The sequence below is a fragment of the Rossellomorea marisflavi genome, from assembly GCF_022170785.1.
GTDB classification, from domain to species: domain Bacteria; phylum Bacillota; class Bacilli; order Bacillales; family Bacillaceae_B; genus Rossellomorea; species Rossellomorea marisflavi_B.
Window position 1 is genome coordinate 3,178,695 of sequence record NZ_CP081870.1, and the last position, 17,147, is coordinate 3,195,841.

Annotated in this window: 12 protein-coding genes and 5 tRNA genes; 1 reads left to right on the forward strand and 16 read right to left on the reverse strand. The window is 50.5% G+C overall.

Annotation, left to right across the window (positions count from 1 at the left end):
* Window positions 1-14: 14 nt before the first annotated feature.
* The 6 genes from menC to K6T23_RS16615 all read right to left on the reverse strand — a co-directional run bounded on the left by menC (window position 15) and on the right by K6T23_RS16615 (window position 7,407).
* Entirely contained in the window at window positions 15-1,121 is a 1,107-nt protein-coding gene (menC, locus tag K6T23_RS16590; RefSeq protein ID WP_238281829.1) for an o-succinylbenzoate synthase, read from the reverse strand.
* On the reverse strand, window positions 1,111-2,580 hold the full coding sequence (locus K6T23_RS16595) for an o-succinylbenzoate--CoA ligase (protein ID WP_238281831.1): 1,470 nt from the start codon (window positions 2,578-2,580) through the stop codon (window positions 1,111-1,113). Before K6T23_RS16595 ends, menC begins: the two co-directional genes overlap by 11 nt.
* 76 nt (window positions 2,581-2,656) lie before the next feature.
* On the reverse strand, window positions 2,657-3,475 hold the full coding sequence (menB, locus tag K6T23_RS16600; protein ID WP_048007357.1) for a 1,4-dihydroxy-2-naphthoyl-CoA synthase: 819 nt from the start codon (window positions 3,473-3,475) through the stop codon (window positions 2,657-2,659).
* The gene (gene menH, locus K6T23_RS16605) at window positions 3,465-4,286 is read right to left on the reverse strand and encodes a 2-succinyl-6-hydroxy-2,4-cyclohexadiene-1-carboxylate synthase (RefSeq protein ID WP_238281833.1); all 822 of its coding nucleotides are present in this window, start codon (window positions 4,284-4,286) and stop codon (window positions 3,465-3,467) included. The genes menB and menH overlap by 11 nt, the downstream gene beginning before the upstream one ends.
* Entirely contained in the window at window positions 4,283-6,001 is a 1,719-nt protein-coding gene (menD, locus tag K6T23_RS16610; RefSeq protein WP_238281844.1) for a 2-succinyl-5-enolpyruvyl-6-hydroxy-3-cyclohexene-1-carboxylic-acid synthase, read from the reverse strand. The genes menH and menD overlap by 4 nt, the downstream gene beginning before the upstream one ends.
* Window positions 5,998-7,407 carry an isochorismate synthase gene (locus tag K6T23_RS16615; RefSeq protein WP_238281846.1) on the reverse strand — a complete coding sequence of 470 codons (1,410 nt, stop codon included), beginning with the start codon at window positions 7,405-7,407 and terminating at the stop codon, window positions 5,998-6,000. Before K6T23_RS16615 ends, menD begins: the two co-directional genes overlap by 4 nt.
* 271 nt (window positions 7,408-7,678) lie before the next feature.
* On the opposite strand from K6T23_RS16615, the gene K6T23_RS16620 reads away from it, so the two are divergent.
* Window positions 7,679-8,452: a TraR/DksA C4-type zinc finger protein gene (locus K6T23_RS16620; RefSeq protein ID WP_238281848.1), complete on the forward strand. Its 774-nt coding sequence runs from the start codon at window positions 7,679-7,681 to the stop codon at window positions 8,450-8,452.
* Window positions 8,453-8,512: 60 nt separating this feature from the next.
* On the opposite strand, the gene K6T23_RS16625 is transcribed toward K6T23_RS16620, so the two are convergent.
* From K6T23_RS16625 to K6T23_RS16670, 10 genes are all read right to left on the reverse strand, one after another.
* The gene (locus tag K6T23_RS16625; protein ID WP_238281851.1) at window positions 8,513-10,915 is read right to left on the reverse strand and encodes a glycogen/starch/alpha-glucan phosphorylase; all 2,403 of its coding nucleotides are present in this window, start codon (window positions 10,913-10,915) and stop codon (window positions 8,513-8,515) included.
* Complete coding sequence (gene glgA / locus K6T23_RS16630; RefSeq protein WP_238281853.1) at window positions 10,905-12,344, reverse strand: glycogen synthase GlgA; 1,440 nt, start codon at window positions 12,342-12,344, stop codon at window positions 10,905-10,907. Before glgA ends, K6T23_RS16625 begins: the two co-directional genes overlap by 11 nt.
* On the reverse strand, window positions 12,341-13,369 hold the full coding sequence (locus K6T23_RS16635; RefSeq protein ID WP_056534724.1) for a GlgC family sugar phosphate nucleotidyltransferase: 1,029 nt from the start codon (window positions 13,367-13,369) through the stop codon (window positions 12,341-12,343). The genes glgA and K6T23_RS16635 overlap by 4 nt, the downstream gene beginning before the upstream one ends.
* Window positions 13,370-13,394: 25 nt before the next feature.
* The gene (locus K6T23_RS16640; RefSeq protein WP_238281855.1) at window positions 13,395-14,552 is read right to left on the reverse strand and encodes a glucose-1-phosphate adenylyltransferase; all 1,158 of its coding nucleotides are present in this window, start codon (window positions 14,550-14,552) and stop codon (window positions 13,395-13,397) included.
* 14 nt (window positions 14,553-14,566) lie between these two features.
* Window positions 14,567-16,414 (reverse strand): 1,4-alpha-glucan branching enzyme, encoded by a 1,848-nt coding sequence (gene glgB / locus K6T23_RS16645; protein WP_056538323.1) that lies wholly within the window; start codon window positions 16,412-16,414, stop codon window positions 14,567-14,569.
* Window positions 16,415-16,723: 309 nt separating this feature from the next.
* A tRNA-Glu gene (locus K6T23_RS16650) sits at window positions 16,724-16,795 on the reverse strand.
* Between the two features lie 6 nt (window positions 16,796-16,801).
* Window positions 16,802-16,892: transfer RNA gene (locus K6T23_RS16655), tRNA-Ser, on the reverse strand.
* A gap of 4 nt (window positions 16,893-16,896) precedes the next feature.
* Window positions 16,897-16,971: transfer RNA gene (locus K6T23_RS16660), tRNA-Asn, on the reverse strand.
* Between the two features lie 11 nt (window positions 16,972-16,982).
* Window positions 16,983-17,059 (reverse strand) — tRNA-Ile (locus K6T23_RS16665).
* Between the two features lie 11 nt (window positions 17,060-17,070).
* Window positions 17,071-17,144, reverse strand: a tRNA-Gly gene (locus tag K6T23_RS16670).
* Window positions 17,145-17,147: the final 3 nt, after the last annotated feature.

Below are 17,147 nucleotides of genomic sequence, written 5' to 3' on the forward strand. Positions count from 1 at the left end.
CTACCCTCTTCCTTTTATTCCGAGATGATTTCCTTGTGGAACGTGATTTCCTCCATCCGCCTCTGATCCAGCTCCACCCCGATGCCCGCTCCGTTTTTCCGCGGGATCCTTCCGTGGTGCACCGTAATCGGCTCTGTAATCAGATCCTGTTCCCAGTAGGTAGCTGAAGAGGAGAGATCGCCTGGCAGATTGAACCCTTCAAGGGTGGATAAAACAATGTTATGGGCACGGGAGACGCCGAACTCGATCATCCCGCCGCACCAGACGGAAAGCCCGCTATCACGGCATTGATGATAAATATCAAGTGCCTGGGAGTATCCCCCTACCCGTCCAAGCTTGATGTTCACGACGCCGCATGCCTGCAAAGCAATCGCGCTTTTCATATCGTGGGGAGAAACGATGCTTTCATCAAGGCAGATCGGCGTGGAAAGCTCTTTCTGAAGCATCGAATGCTCGACGATGTCGTCGACGCCAAGAGGCTGTTCGATCATCAGGAGATCGTATTGATCAAGCCTTTTCAAACGTGGAAGATCATCAAGGGTGTAGGCGGAATTGGCATCTGCCATGAGGGGAAGATCCGGGAACGTCCTGCGCAGTTCCCTGACGATCCCTTCGTCTTCATCCGGTGAGATCTTGATCTTGATCCGCCCGTACCCTTCCTCCATCAGCTCAGATGTGCGCTGGACCATCTCGCCGATACCACCTGCAGGCACTACGGCTCCGGCGAGCACTTCCTGCCTGGTGCCTCCGATCACGGCCCAAAGGGGCTGCCCTGACTGACGGGCATAGAGATCCCAGACGGCCATTTCAAGGGATGCTTTTGCCATGGCATTCCCCCGGACCCCGCTGAATAACCGGCCGCATTCTTCAGGATGGCGAAGGTCCTCTTTCAACAAGAGGGGGATGAGGACATCCTTGAGGATATGATGGGCCCCCTTGACCGTTTCCTCCGTATACCATGGGGTCGAGAAGGCCACACATTCACCAAGCCCTGTAAGTCCTTCTGAATCCACAGCTTCGATGATGATCCCTTCTCTTTCTGATACCGTCTGCAGATGGGTCGTAAACGGCTTTTTTAACGGCATGCTGACAACGGATAATGTAATGGCTTTAAGCTTCATCGTATGTCCCCTTCAGCATATTTTCTTTAAGTACCCTTCTAAGGAGCTTGTTGGAAGCATTGCGCGGCAGCTCCCCGACAAATACGATCCGTTTCGGACATTTATAGGAAGCAAGGGCATCCCTGCATCCTTTCATGACCTCCTCTTCAGTCATGGGACGGTCTGTCACAAGGAAGGCACAAGGTACCTGTCCCCACACTGGATCATCCATGCCGATGACCCCTGCTTCCGTGACGCCAGGGATCCCCAGCAGGGCACTTTCGACTTCAGCTGGATACACATTCTCTCCTCCGGAAATGATCAGGTCCGATCTTCTGTCGAGAACATAAAGGAACCCCTCTTCATCCACATAGCCGATATCGCCTGTGAAGAGCCATCCATCTTCAAAACTTTTTTCATTTGCTTCAGGGCGCTTATGATACCCCAGTGTCACATTCGGACCCTTGACCATGATCTCTCCCTCTTCCAGCGGTGCAGACGCTCCCTTGATCTTCAGCTGGGACGGGAAAAGCGGTTTTCCTGCCGAACCAAGCTTCGAAAGGCTGTACTCCGGTGAAAGGGTGACGATCTGTGATGAGGTTTCGGTCATCCCGTATGATTGGAACACGGGAACTCCTTTGTCCTTGCATGCCTGCAGAAGGGGAAGCGGAGCCGGGCCGCCTCCCAAAAGCACGCAGCGGAGATTTTCGTGATACCCGTCCCCGATCCTTCCTATGAGGCGCTGGAGCATGTTCGTGACAACCGATATGATGGTCACCCGACCGGATTTCAGTTCCAGGTCGATGGCATCCTCGTCGAATGACGCGTGAAGTCTGACCTCCATGCCATAGATGATGCTCCTCATGAGGATCGAGAAACCGCTGATATGGAAGAGGGGGACGGCACAGAGCCATACATCCTTCTCACTGGTGCCAAGATTCAAGGAGGATCCGGTGGCACTCCACCAGTGATTCCCGTACGTCTGCAGGACCCCTTTTGGCGAACCGGTTGTCCCCGATGTATACATCACCGTGCAGGTGTCATCAAGATTTGTATGAGACCTCGGGGCATAGGGGCGCTTGTCTCCCGAAAACAGGAAGGAAAGACCGATTCCCTCCACCTCAAGGGTGTTTGCCTTCTCTGCAAAGTCCTCGTCGTGGATGACATGTGTGAGGTCCATATCCCGTACTTGGAAGGTCAATTCTCCAGCGCCGAGCCGGTGATTCAGCATCACGGCAGCCATACCGAGCTGCTGCACGGCGTGGACCGCGATGATGGATTCAATGCGGTTTTTGATCATGAGGCCGATGAAGGCAGGCTTCTTGCCGTCCAACAACCGATTCAAACGCTGAGCCGCCTCCTCTGCCTCATGATCGAGCTCACGGAAAGTGAGGCTGCGTTCACCAGAACTTACGGCCGTGCGATCCGGAGTCAAAAAGGCCCGCTGCTTCAACCAATTAGGCAGCATTTCTGTGGTCATGGTACATTCTCCATTCTGTTGATTGTTCAGTAAGAAAAAAACCTGACAGATCCAAAGATCCGCCAGGCAAGTCCCATTAAGGGAAACGAGGGAATTGACCGAAGTCCGGATTGCGTTTTTCCTTGAACGCATCGCGTCCTTCTTTCGCTTCATCCGTAGTGTAATAAAGGAGGGTTGCATCTCCAGCCAGCTGTTGAAGACCTGCAAGCCCGTCCGTGTCGGCATTGAATGACGCCTTCAGGAAGCGAAGGGCAGTCGGGCTCTTTTCGAGCATTTCAGAAGCCCATTGCACGGTTTCCTCTTCGAGTTTCTCATAAGGTACCACTGTGTTCACAAGGCCCATATCCAATGCTTCCTGAGCATTGTATTGACGGCATAGGAACCAAATTTCCTTCGCTTTCTTATGTCCGATGATGCGGGCAAGATACCCGGCACCGTAGCCTGCATCGAAGCTTCCCACTTTCGGACCTGTTTGACCGAAGATCGCATTGTCCGCTGCAATCGTGATATCACATACCACGTGAAGGACGTGTCCGCCTCCGATGGCATAACCGGCAACCATCGCAATGACTGGTTTCGGGATCACTCGGATCAAACGCTGAAGGTCAAGGACGTTCAAACGAGGGATTTCATCCTCGCCTACATATCCACCATGTCCGCGTACGCGTTGATCTCCGCCTGAACAGAATGCTTTTTCACCTGCACCTGTAAGGACGATCACGCCAACTTTGGAATCGTCACGTGCATAAGCAAATGCATCGATCAATTCCGTTACTGTTTTCGGACGGAAGGCATTGCGCACTTCCGGACGATTGATGGTGATCTTTGCAATCCCATTATACGTTTCGTACAAAATATCTTCGTAGTTTCGTTCTGAAACCCAATCAAAAGCCATTTGTAATTCCTCCTTTATGTAGTAAATCCTCTATCATTGTACCAAACTTTTGCGGTTCTTCCACATGAATTGCATGCCCGCACCCTGAAAAAGATGTGATCGTGAACGAGGGATTGCGCTCTTTCATTCGTTTGGCGATGCCGACGAACTTCTCATCGAGCTCCCCCACCAAAAGATCGACGGGGATCTTCAAGGCAGTCAAGTGATCCCACCAGCTCGGCTGTGATCCCGTCCCCATCCCTCTCAGACTGTTGGCAAGACCGATGGGACGTTGTCCGAGTCGGCCTTGGCGGATTTCTGCCTGAACGGTGGCTGGCAGGCGCTTTTGCGTTTCGAACAACGGAATGTCCTCCCAAAAGTTTACGAACTCTTCCATTCCATGTAGAAGGATCCGCTCCGCCAAGGAAGCATCCTTCTCCCGCCTTGCGCTCCGCTCCTCTTCCGTCAACAGACCGGGTGACGCACTCTCAAGGATGAGATGGGAAACGAGGTGCGGGCGTGTTACGGCGAGATGAAGTGCCACCCTCCCCCCCATCGAATACCCGACAAAGGTTGCCTCAGTGATTCCACACTGGGTGAGTATGGACTCGACATCCTTCACGGCTTGGTCCATCCGGTACTTCTCCAAATCTCGAGGAGCGTCAGTCCTTCCATGGCCGATAAGATCGATCGTGACACAAGTAAAGCGCTGGACCAATCGATCGGTGACTCCGTTCCAGGTTTCACTATCCCCTGTAAATCCATGAAGGAAGACTACTGGAGGGCCTTCCCCTTTAATATTCACAAAGTAGTCGATCTCATTCACCTTCATGAACGATCTCCACCGTGTATTTCCCGGGAAACAAATTCCCACATTTTACGATGATTATCTACATTTTTCTGGCGGTCCGCCAATACTTCAATAATCTTCAGACCTTTCGTCCCCTCTGCCTGCCGAAGCGCCTGAAGGAAGTCGGATTCTGTCTTCACTAGGGAGTAATCCGCTCCGTACATGGCTGCGGCATGGGAGAACTCAAGATCCATGGGAGTCCCGAACAGCTCTTCGAAATACGCACCTTCCTTTGCCTGAGGCAAGTAGGAGAAAATACCACCACCGTTATTGTTCATGACGATGACAGTCAGATCCAAGCCATATTTCCTTCCAACGAGCAATCCATTCATATCATGGAAGAATGCAAGATCTCCGATGAGCAGATAGGTGGAAGGTGACTGCGTGCTCATGCCAAGTGCCGTCGAAACGACACCGTCGATGCCATTAGCACCCCTGTTGGCGTGGATGGCGATGGAGCGATCATTCGAAAAGAAGAAGGTATCCACATCCCGGATCGGCATGCTGTTGCTCACAAAAACAGATGATTGCTCCGGAATGGTTTCAAGGAGGCACTTCACAGCCTTGCCTTCATCCCACTCTCCAATCACCTCTTGCATGAGGTCCTTCGTCTTTTCATTCAGTCTAATCCACTTCTCGATCCAATCCCGTTGTTTAGCTTCTCTTGCAAAACGATCACAGAAATGACGTTCATGGGCATAAACATAGTGGGTTCCTCTTCCCGTAGGATCCTGCCACTCTTCTCCACGGGTAATGACGAGTTGAGGGACATCCTCAAGCCCTTTCAAGAACAGCATGAGGGGCTTGGACACGGCCATGGCACCGAAACGGATGATCAGGTCCGGTTTCATGTCTTCCCCGACGGTCCCGGCTTTCAGGAACGTGTCATAAGCATCGATGATACCATCTGTCCCATGCTTTCCGCTCCTCATGTTCGACAGCGGATCGGCGAGGATCGGGAATCCCTTTGCCCTTCCGAAGTCGGCGACAGCTTGAATGCCGTCCGGACTCATACCCGGACCGCAAATGATGATGCCCCGGTTCCGTTCGTTCAAGACCTTCTCCAGTTCTTCCCCTTGATCAGGAGCGAGCGTGCGTTCACCCTGATAGACGCGTTTTGCCGTACCATCTTCAAAGAGATCCTCCCGCAGGTCGGGAATGAGTGGTTCCCTGAGCGGGAAGTTGAAGTGCACCGGTCCGTGAGGTTCCCCGATCGACATACCGAGGCCCCGCACTGCCGCTGAGCGGGCATACCGCAAGATTTCCTGACCCGACTCAGGAAGGGCCATATCGACTGCCCATTTGACATGCCTTCCGTAGAGGTCAAGTTGGTCGATGGCCTGTGGCGCACCGACCTCCCTCAGCTCATGGGGGCGGTCTGCCGTCAAGACAAGGAGCGGTACTTTGGCATACCGTGCTTCAATGACGGCAGGATAATAGTTCGCTGCTGCGGTCCCCGACGTACAGACAAGGATGACCGGCTTCCGTTTTGCCTTGGCGATGCCGAGGGCAAAGAATGCGGCAGATCGCTCGTCCACGTTCACATACGTCTTGATGCGCGGATGATGGGTGAGCAATAACGCCAAAGGAGTAGACCGGGAGCCGGGGCTGATGACGGCTTCGTCTACTCCGTTACTGGATAATTCATCTATGAATGCTACAAGATAATCGGTCAAGCGCTGCTGATGTTCGTTCATATCAGATTTCCCCCTAATGCCCGCTGCATCGGACGGAATTTCATTTGCGTCTCCTTGAACTCACTGTCGGGATCCGAATGGGCAACGATCCCGCAGCCTGCATAAATGAAGGCGTGATCCCCCTTCAGGAGTCCTGAGCGAAGAGCGACGGCATACTCTCCGTTTCCGTATGCATCCATCCATCCGACCGGCCCTGCATAGAGGCCTCTGTCCATCTGCTCTTCTTCCCGGATGACCTGCATGGCTTCCTTACGCGGGACACCTCCAAGGGCCGGAGTGGGATGCAGCTTTTCCACTAGCGTCAGGATCGACAGGCCGGCTGGAGCCGTCCCCTTGACCGGCGTGTACAGATGCTGGATATCTTTCAGTTTCATGAGCTGGGGTTCATCGGGTATGGAGAGCCGTTTACAATCGTCAGACAGTGCCTGACGGATCGAATCGACCACGAGCTGGTGCTCATACCGATTTTTCTCATCCTCCAGGAGTTCTCTCCCAAGTTGCTCGTCTTCTTCAAGATCCTTTCCCCTTGCAATCGAACCTGCCAGACAGGTGGAAAGGATCTCTTCCCCGTCCTTTTTCACAAGACGCTCGGGAGTCGCTCCGATAAAACAGCTTCCTTCCTGCTCAAAACTGAAGATGAAACTGTCAGGCTGCTGTTTCCAAAGGTTATCAAGGACGAAGTCGGACGTAACTTCATCGCTGAAGGATACCTTGGTTTTCCGTGCAAGGACGACTTTCTCCATTTCCCCCGTTTTCAAGCGGTCGACCACATTGCGGACGGACTGCTTCCATTCAAGCGGGCGGATATCCTCTGCTGACATCTCACCAGGGTCCTCATGGCTCGCCGGCTCCGACGCCATCATCAACAACCGATCTTTTTCTTTAAGGCAATGCTGCAGGGAAGGGCCGCTTCCATCCGGTAGGCAAACGACATTAACCGTCAGATAATTGGCTTCTCCTGCCTTCGTAAGCATATATCTCGGGATGCGGAGGGACCCTTCATTGAATCCCGTCCATTCTTCAGAAGCAGGATTGGCAGAATCGAAACGGAAACCTCCGAATGCAAGGGGTCCCGTTCCAGGCCATTCTTCCCTCGATACCACCACCGCATCAGAAATGAAGCGCTTCCACTCTTTCTCGATGGCAAAAAAGCGCTCCCCCTCTTTCAATGACGAAGAAAGATCATATGAAGAGCCTGCCCCTATGAGAGAGATCGTTTGATCGCGATCCTTCCATAAAAAGCGTTCTCCTTTAAAAACCCTGCCACCGGCATGATAGAAAGAAAGTGGATCCAAGGCCCCTGTTTCTTCCACCATGCTCAGCAGCACGGGATGATTGATTTGTTGAGCCTTCAGTAAGGCTGCATCGTATGCTTGATCTATATTGGTCTTCTGGATTGTAACCAATTGAATTCCTCCAGACAATCACTTACAGTTTTCAAATCCATTACAAGATACACCTGAGTATAGGGTGTGTCAACGAAGTCATGGATATGAATCATTATTTATCCCTATTATATAATAAACCCTTTTTCCCCTTTTGAGAAACCAAAAGCGTTATAAAACCTGATGTTGGGTGGAGAAAAGGCCCATTCCCCGCACACTTCACGAGGATTCATGTTTTAACAGACCCTGTTTCGGTTAAAGTATGAGTACGATGAAGAACAAATCGAACTCTATGAAGGACGTGACATATATGCTTTCAACTCAGGAAAAGCAAAAGCTGAAAGAAGAATTGATGGACCAGAAGAATCATATCCAGGGTCAGTTGGATGATAGGGAAGAAAATCCCGCCAACACGGGGGATAACGAAAATGGGGGAGAGCTTTCCCTCTATGATAACCACCCTGCAGATATGGGTTCGGAATTATACGAGCGTGAAAAAGATTTCGCACTGGACGAGCATTCAAAATCAGAACTGAACAAAATTGACGATGCCTTGAAAGCAATGGATGAAGGATCCTACGGCACCTGCAAAGAGTGCGGCGAAGAAATCCCTTTCGAACGCCTTGAGGCCATACCGACGACCCTTTACTGCAAGGACCATGCAAGTGCCCAGTCGATCGTCGATGACCGACCTGCAGAAGAGGATATCCTTCAGCCACCTGTAAATGGGGAATTCCGCCACGAAACCGGACAGCTGGTGCGGGATACAGAAGATAGCTTCCAGGAGGTCGGCCGATTCGGTACATCGGAAACACCATCGGACTTCCAAGGCGATCATGATGATTATTCCGATCTTTATGAAGACGATGACGAGACGGAAGGGTTCACGGAAGATATGGAATCCTTCGTCGGGACGGATATGGATGGGAAGAACACGAGGGCTTATCCATCCAAGGCACATGAAGAGTACGAGGATATGCTCGATGAGAACGACATGGAGTCGACCATCGGGGACATCCCGTATAAAGAACGCGACAGCTACGTATCAGATAAAAAGAAATCTTAAGGCCCCACAACAAAACGCCCGGAATGCCATTGGCATCCGGGCGTTTGTCATTCAGCGGGATTATCGAACGCCTACCCCACCGATCCTCCAGATCTCACGTGCATATTCAGCAATGGTCCGGTCACTCGAAAAGTATCCAGATCGGGCGATATTGATCAGGCTCATCCGAAGCCACGACTGCTGGTCACGGTAAGCAGAAGCTACCTTTTCATGAGCTTTGGCATAGGAATCGAAGTCCCGCAGGACAAAGAATTCATCATTCTCCGCGAGAAGCGAATCATAGATGGTTTCAAAATGATCCCCCGCATCAGGAAGACTGCCGTCGACAAGCTGGTCGAGCATTTTCTTAATGCGCTCATCGTGGTGATAATACTCCATGGAATAATAACTGCCATCCTGTTGCTGCTTCATCACCTCTTCTGCCCTGAGACCGAAGATGAAAATATTCCCATCCCCCACCTGTTCCTGAATTTCGATATTGGCTCCATCCAATGTGCCGAGGGTCAAGGCCCCGTTCATCATAAATTTCATATTCCCTGTGCCTGACGCCTCTTTGCTCGCCGTGGAGATCTGCTGGGAGACATCCGCTGCCGGGATGATTTCTTCTGCAAGGGATACACGGTAATTCTCAAGGAATACCACTTTGATCCTTCCCTTGACGGATGGGTGATCATTGACGAGATCAGCGACGGAATGGATCAACTTGATGATCTTCTTGGCATAATAATACCCCGGTGAAGCCTTGGCGCCGAATATGAACGTTCGCGACGGAATATCCGCATCGGGGTTTTCCTGACATCTATTGAAAAGATGAAGGATGTGGAGGATATTGAGAAGCTGCCTCTTATAAGCATGAAGTCTTTTTATTTGAATATCAAAAATCGAATCCGGGTCCACCACGATCCCATTGGTCTGAAGGATGCGATCAGCGAGTCGCTTTTTATTCAACTGCTTCGCCTTATGAAGGTCCTCCAGGAATGTAGAGTCTGCAGTATAGGACTCAAGCTCGGTAAGCCTGGAAGGATCCTTGATCCAGGAGTCTCCTATCGCCGATTGAATGAGCGACGCCAAGGGAGGGTTGCTATTCAGCAGCCAGCGGCGATGGGTGATCCCGTTTGTCTTACTGTTGAACTTCCCGGGAAAATACTGATAGAACAGATTCATCTCCCGTTCTTTCAAGATATCGGTGTGGATCTTTGCGACCCCGTTCACACTATGGCTTCCCGCTATGGCGAGGTGGGCCATTTTCACTTCCCCATGGGCGATGATGGCCATCCCTTCAATCCTGCCCCACTCTCCCGGATAGGCATCCCACAGATCACGGCAAAACCGCTCATTGATTTCATCGACAATCATGTAGATCCTCGGCAATAGAGGCTGAAAAATCCTCACTGGCCAGCGTTCCAGTGCTTCAGAAAGGGTCGTATGGTTCGTATAGGCGAACGTCTTCGTCGTCACGCCCCAAGCTGAATCCCAGTCCATGCCGTACTCATCGATCAATACCCTCATCATTTCAGGAATGGCGAGTACCGGGTGTGTATCATTGATGTGGATGGCCACATGCTCGTGCAGATTCGCCAAGTCCCCGTGCCTGGAGAGATAGGACTCGAGTATCGTGCGGATGCTTGCAGATACAAGGAAATACTGCTGCTTCAACCTGAGGACCTTTCCCTCATCCTGTGTATCATCAGGATAAAGGAATTCAGTGATGGCCTCCGTATCCCGCTTATACTTCATCATGTCCCTACCGGCCTTATAGGCATAAGGCTCTGCATTCCATAAGCGCAGCGTGTTCACCGTTGTCGTTCCGTAGCCAACGACGGGTAGATCATACGGCACGGCAGCAACGATTTCAGCATCTACATGCTTGAATGAGGTAACCCCGTCCTTCTCGGATGATTCAATCCGGCCCCAGAACGGAATCTGCATCATAAGATCCGGCTTCCGTACTTCCCACACATATCCATGACGAAGCCACTGTTCGGGGAGCTCCATCTGATAACCGTTCACAATTTTTTGTTCAAACAGTCCATGCTTGTAGCGGATGCCGTACCCGTGACCCGGAAGGTCCATAGAGGCCATGGAATCAAGGAAACATGCGGCCAGTCGTCCAAGTCCCCCGTTCCCGAGGGCGGCATCCTGCTCTACATCCTCCATGTCCTTCAAATCGATCCCCAAATCTCCAAGGCCCTCTTCCACAAGCTCATAGATCCCGAGATTCATCAGATTTTGCCTCAAGAGGCGACCGAGCAGAAATTCAATGGACAGATAATACACCTGTTTTTGCTTCTGATAGCGGTATTGCTCGTTTGTCTGGATCCAGTTCATACTGATGTACTCACGGATCAGCTGTCCGAGCGTGTCATAACGATCTTGAAGAGTGGTGTCGGGGAATGCCTTACCTGATGTCATCTCCAACTTCTTCAGATAAGCTTCCTTAAATTCCTCCTGGCTAGAAAACATGACTTTCACTCCTCGAGGTGAGATCTGAATATAGCTGATTGTATTTGAATGCCGATTGAGCCCAGCTGTTATCCGTTTCTATTGCATTCTTCACAATCCTTGCCCACACGTCTTCCTGTCCGTAGAGACGGATGGCGCGGCGATACGTATACAACATATCGTGGGCGTTAAAATTCGCAAACGAAAAGCCGTTTCCACTTCCCGATTCTTCATCATACGAATGCACCGTATCATTCAATCCCCCCGTCTCCCTGACGAGGGGAAGCGCACCATATCTCATGGCAATCATTTGCCCAAGGCCGCACGGCTCGAACCTTGAAGGCATGAGGAATACATCGGATCCACGGTAAATCTGTTTGGCCAATGCTTCATCGAATCCGATCTGAACCCTGACCTTATCCGGGTTCGCAGCAGCTGCTTCCCTGAAGAACTGCTCATACTCCCAGTCACCCGAACCAAGGACGATGAACTGGACATCCTCCTCGAGCATTTCGTGAAGCACGGCCCTGATAAGATCGAGTCCCTTCTGGGCAGTCAAACGTGAAATGATGGAGATGACAGGGACATCCCGTTTTTCAAGTTCCAACCGCTCCTGCAGCTGCTCTTTATTGGTTTTTTTGCCGTGAAGATTGCCACTGAAGAATGGATGATCCCCCTGACCGGGATCGTATTCCCCGTCGTCGATCCCATTGACGATCCCGACCAGCTCCCGCTCCCTGAGCTTCAGGACTCCATCGAGACGTTCCCCGTAATAAGGCTGTAGGATTTCGTCTTTATATGTAGGACTGACTGTCGTGATGATATCGGCAGAAATGAGGGCCCCCTTCATGAAATTCATGCACCCATGGAATTCCAGGTAATCAGGATGGGCGTAACGCTGGGGAATGCCCAGCAGATCTGTCATCACACTGAAAGGGTAGATCCCTTGGAACTGCAGATTATGGATGGTGAAAACCGTGCGGATGAAGGCATATCCTCCGCGGTCCTGATACTCGGTCCTCAGCAAGAATGGAATCATCGCAGTATGCCAGTCATGGCAATGGATGACGTCCGGATAGAACTCCAGTTCACCGATGGCTTCCAGTACGGCCCGGGTAAAGTAGGCGTACCGCTCCCCTTCGTCAACGAATCCATATAATCGGTCCCGGGCAAAGTAGTATTCGTTGTCGACGAAGTAGTAGGTGACCCCATTTTCCCTGTATTCCTCTATTCCGCAGTACTGCTGTCTCCACCCAACGGCTACGGTGAACTCCTTTACCTTCCTCATCTGGTCCTTAAAATGAGCGGAGATCCCCCCATACTTAGGGAGGATCACCCTCACATCGGTTCCAAGTTTACGAAGTTCTTTCGGAAGGGCGCCGGCAACATCCGCGAGCCCACCCGATTTGATGAATGGTACACACTCAGAAACTGCAAATAATACCTTCACGAGTTCATCAGCGCTCCCTGGACCATGCCTTTACGGACGACGATGGGTTGTTCCGGGTCCCCGATGAGTCTAACTCCATCTTCGATCTTTACATCTTTATCAAGGATGACATTTTCCAATACACAATCACGGCCGATCTGGCTTTTCTGCATGATGATGGAGTTCTTGATCGTGGTTCCTTCTCCCACCTTCACCGCCCTGAAGATCATGGAATGATCCACATGACCTTTTATGAAACAGCCATTGGCGATGATACTGTGCTTGACGCCCGCTTCGCTCGTATAGCGTGTCGGCGGCTCATCCTTCACCTTTGTGTAGATGGGCAGGTCTTTCTTGAACAGCTCCCTCCACTGATCAAGCTCTAGGAGATTCATGCTTGTTTCAAAGTACTTGTCGATGGAGTCGATCCTCTCCACGAAGCCTTGATGTTCATATCCGCATACCTTCAGACCGCTCTCCATATCTTCAACCACGTCATTCATGCACGTATACCCTGTCTGATGGCGTGATTTTATCAGATCGACAAGAAGGGATTTTTTGACCAGATACATATGAAGGGACGATCCACCGTGTCGGATCTCTGTGATATCGCAACCGATCTGGGCGTGGCGCTCAAGGACCGGACGATAGGAGATATTGCACACGGTATAGCAGTTGGTGATGAGGGCATATTCCTGGGTGCTGCGGGTGAAATAGTCGATGTGATGGGCAAAATGATTGAACGATCCGATCGTTTCGTCATTCCTCTCAAGACCAGGAACCGGGAAGAAGAACAAACCGTCCCTCTTCCTGTTCAGGTCCCAGTTTTTCCCTGACCCGAGATGATCCATGAGGGAACGGTACTGGTATTTAGGGAAGATGGCTACAGATCCGATATCTGAATTCACCATATTCGAAAGGACGAAATCGACCAGGCGATACCGGCCGGCAATCGGGAGGGCCGCAAGCGAACGGTGCAAAAGCAGGTCTCCGAGTGAATCGTAATAGCTGGTCGCATCAATGACGCCTAACAGGGTGTTTTTCATATGAACTCCTCCTCTAAGTAGATGGTCAAACTTCTTCCTGTTCGAGTAATGCCGTTAGAACCGATTCCGTTACGAGTATGATTTCATCCGACTCTTCCTCAGGCATGATGACGATGCCACTCGGCACCACTACATCAGGTGGCACGATCGCCTGCTCGATATAGGCATTTTCACCGATTTCCGCCCCTGGCATGACGACGGAACGGGTGACATGCGCACCCTTCTTCACAGAAGCTCCTTGGAACAGGACGGATTTTTCAACGGTCCCTTCAATCGTACAACCTTCATTGATCAACGATCCTTCCACATGGGCATCTTCCGAGATATATTGAGGCGGCTCATTGGGATTGACAGAATAGACCCTCCAATCCAGGTCGAAAAGATTGAGTTCATTTTTTTCATCGATAAGATCCATATTGGCCTCCCATAGGCTCCGGACCGTGCCGACATCCTTCCAGTAGCCTTCGAACGGATAAGCCATCAGCTTTTTCTTTTCATCAAGGAGAAGGGGAATGACGTCCTTTCCGAAATCATGTGTGGAGCGTGGATTGCGGTCATCCATCTCCAGGTATTCTTTCAGAAGTGACCAGTTGAAGATATAGATGCCCATGGAAGCCAGATTACTCTTAGGGAACGGCGGTTTTTCCTCGAACTCGGTCACCCTCATGGCTTCATCGGTATTCATCAAACCGAACCTGCTCGCCTCATCCCATCCGACCTCAATGACCGAAATCGTGACGTCCGCTTTCTTTTCGATATGATAATCGAGCATCTTGCTGTAATCCATTTTGTAAATATGATCTCCCGAAAGAATCAGCACATATTCCGGATCATACTGCTCGATGTAGTTCACGTTCTGGAAGATGGCACTGGCAGTCCCTGTATACCAGCGCATCTCGGAGGATTCTGCATAAGGAGGAAGCACCGTGACCCCCCCGTTCCGTCGGTCGAGATCCCACGCACTGCCGATCCCGATATACGAATTCAATACCAACGGTTGATACTGAGTCAGAACCCCCACTGTATCAATGCCGGAATTCGTACAATTACTCAATGTGAAGTCGATGATACGGTATTTGCCTCCAAAGGGCACCGCCGGTTTCGCCAGGCTCTTCGTCAATGAATTCAACCTGCTCCCTTTGCCTCCTGCCAACAACATTGCCACACATTTGCCGTTACCCATGCTAGCATCTCCCCTCATATGATTGGTTTTAAATAAACAGCTCCATAAGGCGGTATCGTCATTTCAATTGATCCCTCTTTCCCGTGATAGGCCCCTTTCGTGACAAGAAGGGGGTGGGGATTGATTTGATGTGAGCCTCCAAAGCGTTCTTCATCGCTGTTCAAGATCTCTTGATATGCTTTCACAAGGGGCACCCCCACCCTATAGTGGTGGTAGGCTTCCTTGCTGAAATTACAGATGATGATCAGATGCTCTCCCTCTGAATGCCGGATGAAAGAGAAGATCTGCTGATTGGCATTATTGACATCGATCCATTCAAAACCGTCACTCCGATGGTCCCACTGGTGAAGCGGTGTTGCACCTCTATATAGATGCAGCACTTCTTTGAAATATGAGTTGAATTTGTGATGAAAATCGTAACTCATCAAATGCCAGTCCAACTGCTCCAGGTCCTTCCATTCGGCAAAGGGAGCCAGTTCACTTCCCATGAACAGAAGCTTTTTACCTGGATGACCTGTCATGAACGCAAGGAGCAGCCGATACTGGGCAAACTTTTGCCAATGATCCCCCGGCATCTTATCCAGCAATGACCTCTTCCCATGGACCACCTCATCATGTGAGAAAGGCAGGATATAGTTTTCCGAAAACGCATAGAGGATGGAGAACGTGATGAGGGAATGAAGCCCTCTTCTTTCTTCCGGTGTCGCTTCCATGTAGGTGAGCACATCATTCATCCAGCCCATGTTCCACTTATAGCTGAAGCCAAGCCCCCCGTAGTGAACCGGAGAGGTGACCTGGGGCCAATCGGTGGAATCCTCCGCCATCATCAGAAAGGCAGGGTCAAACTCAAACACGGATGTGTTCAACCGTTTAAGGAATTCCAGTGCCCCCTCATTCGCAGCCGACTCCCCCTGATTCGCCCAGTAAATGATGTTCGCAACGGCGTCGACCCTGAAGCCGTCGATGTGGTACTTCTCCATCCAGAAACGGGCATTGGATAGGAGAAAGCTCCTTACTTCTCCTTTTGCGAGGTCGAAGTTGACCGTACCCCATGTATGATTCTCACGGTCACTATCCCTGGCATATTCATAGGCGAAGGATCCGTCGAATTGATACAGTCCATGGGCATCCTTGCAAAAATGACCGGGTACCCAATCCATGATGACGCCTATTTGATGAGCATGGCATTCATTCACAAACGCCATGAACTCATGGGGTGAACCATATCTGCTTGTGGGAGCATAATAGCCTGTCCCCTGATAGCCCCACGAACGATCGAATGGATGCTCGGTCACCGGCAGGATTTCAATATGGGTGAAGCCGTGTTCCTTCACATGCGGAATCAGTTCATCCGCGAGCTCTGAATAGGTAAGAAAACTGCCATCCCTCTTCTTTTTCCATGTTCCCAAATGGACTTCATATATGAACATTGGTTGATCAAATCGATTATGTTTCTCTTTCACCTTCATCCAATCGCGATCGCTCCACTTAAACCCTTCAAGGTCGTACACCACACTTGCAGTTCGCGGTCTGACTTCAGAGGAGAATCCATATGGATCAGCTTTCATCCTACGTTCTCCTGAAGCAGTCACAATCTCATATTTATACGTTGAGCCGGTCAAGTCTTCATCAACCCGGATCATCCATACACCTTCCTGATTGATCCTCTTAAGCTCAAATCCCCTTCCGTTCCAGTTATTGAAAGAACCAACCACTGAAATCGATCTTGCCTCGGGAGCCCAAACGCAAAAATCAGTTGAAATGCCTGCTTTCACATGGCACCCCATAAAACGATAGGCATGCTGCATATTCCCTTCATGAAACAAAAAAACGTCATAATCTGTTAGGGACAACGTGTCCATATCCTCACCTACCATCATCAATCTCCTTACTTATTTCTTTCATCATATAAGAATTCCTTCATTTCATCATCTCCCATTTGCGACAATATTTGTTAGCTCACCACGAAAAACACCATAAAAAGGATGAAACCCTCGAATGACAAGGTTTTCATCCCATTTATATCCTTTTATTTGTCGTTATTTGTCGAAATATTTTAAAAATTTTAAACACATTACAAGTTGAAAACAAGTCAGATATAGAAATCAATGCCAATCCATGCAAAAAAAAAGATGTGTCGAAGATTGCCTCGACACATCTTTTTCGTATTATGACCCATACGGGATTCGAACCCGTGTTACCGCCGTGAAAGGGCGGTGTCTTAACCGCTTGACCAATGGGCCGCTTTATGGCGGAGAAGGAGGGATTTGAACCCTCGCGCCGGTTGCCCGACCTACACCCTTAGCAGGGGCGCCTCTTCAGCCACTTGAGTACTTCCCCATATTGGCTCCGCAGGCAAGACTCGAACTTGCGACCGATCGGTTAACAGCCGATAGCTCTACCACTGAGCTACTGCGGAACAATGAAAAATGGTGGGCCTAAGTGGACTCGAACCACCGACCTCACGCTTATCAGGCGTGCGCTCTAACCAGCTGAGCTATAGGCCCACAAATAAAAATGGAGCGGGTGATGGGAATCGAACCCACGACATCAGCTTGGAAGGCTGAGGTTTTACCATTAAACTACACCCGCAAA

Coding starts and splice junctions, on each gene's coding strand:
- glgB (WP_056538323.1), bottom strand. CDS start 16,414: ATGGACACGTTGTCCCTAACAGATTATGACGTTTTTTTGTTTCATGAA.
- menB (WP_048007357.1), bottom strand. CDS start 3,475: ATGGCTTTTGATTGGGTTTCAGAACGAAACTACGAAGATATTTTGTAC.
- menC (WP_238281829.1), bottom strand. CDS start 1,121: ATGAAGCTTAAAGCCATTACATTATCCGTTGTCAGCATGCCGTTAAAA.
- K6T23_RS16620 (WP_238281848.1), top strand. CDS start 7,679: ATGAAGGACGTGACATATATGCTTTCAACTCAGGAAAAGCAAAAGCTG.
- menD (WP_238281844.1), bottom strand. CDS start 6,001: ATGAACGAACATCAGCAGCGCTTGACCGATTATCTTGTAGCATTCATA.
- K6T23_RS16635 (WP_056534724.1), bottom strand. CDS start 13,369: ATGAAAAACACCCTGTTAGGCGTCATTGATGCGACCAGCTATTACGAT.
- K6T23_RS16640 (WP_238281855.1), bottom strand. CDS start 14,552: ATGGGTAACGGCAAATGTGTGGCAATGTTGTTGGCAGGAGGCAAAGGG.
- K6T23_RS16625 (WP_238281851.1), bottom strand. CDS start 10,915: ATGTTTTCTAGCCAGGAGGAATTTAAGGAAGCTTATCTGAAGAAGTTG.
- menH (WP_238281833.1), bottom strand. CDS start 4,286: ATGAAGGTGAATGAGATCGACTACTTTGTGAATATTAAAGGGGAAGGC.
- K6T23_RS16595 (WP_238281831.1), bottom strand. CDS start 2,580: ATGACCACAGAAATGCTGCCTAATTGGTTGAAGCAGCGGGCCTTTTTG.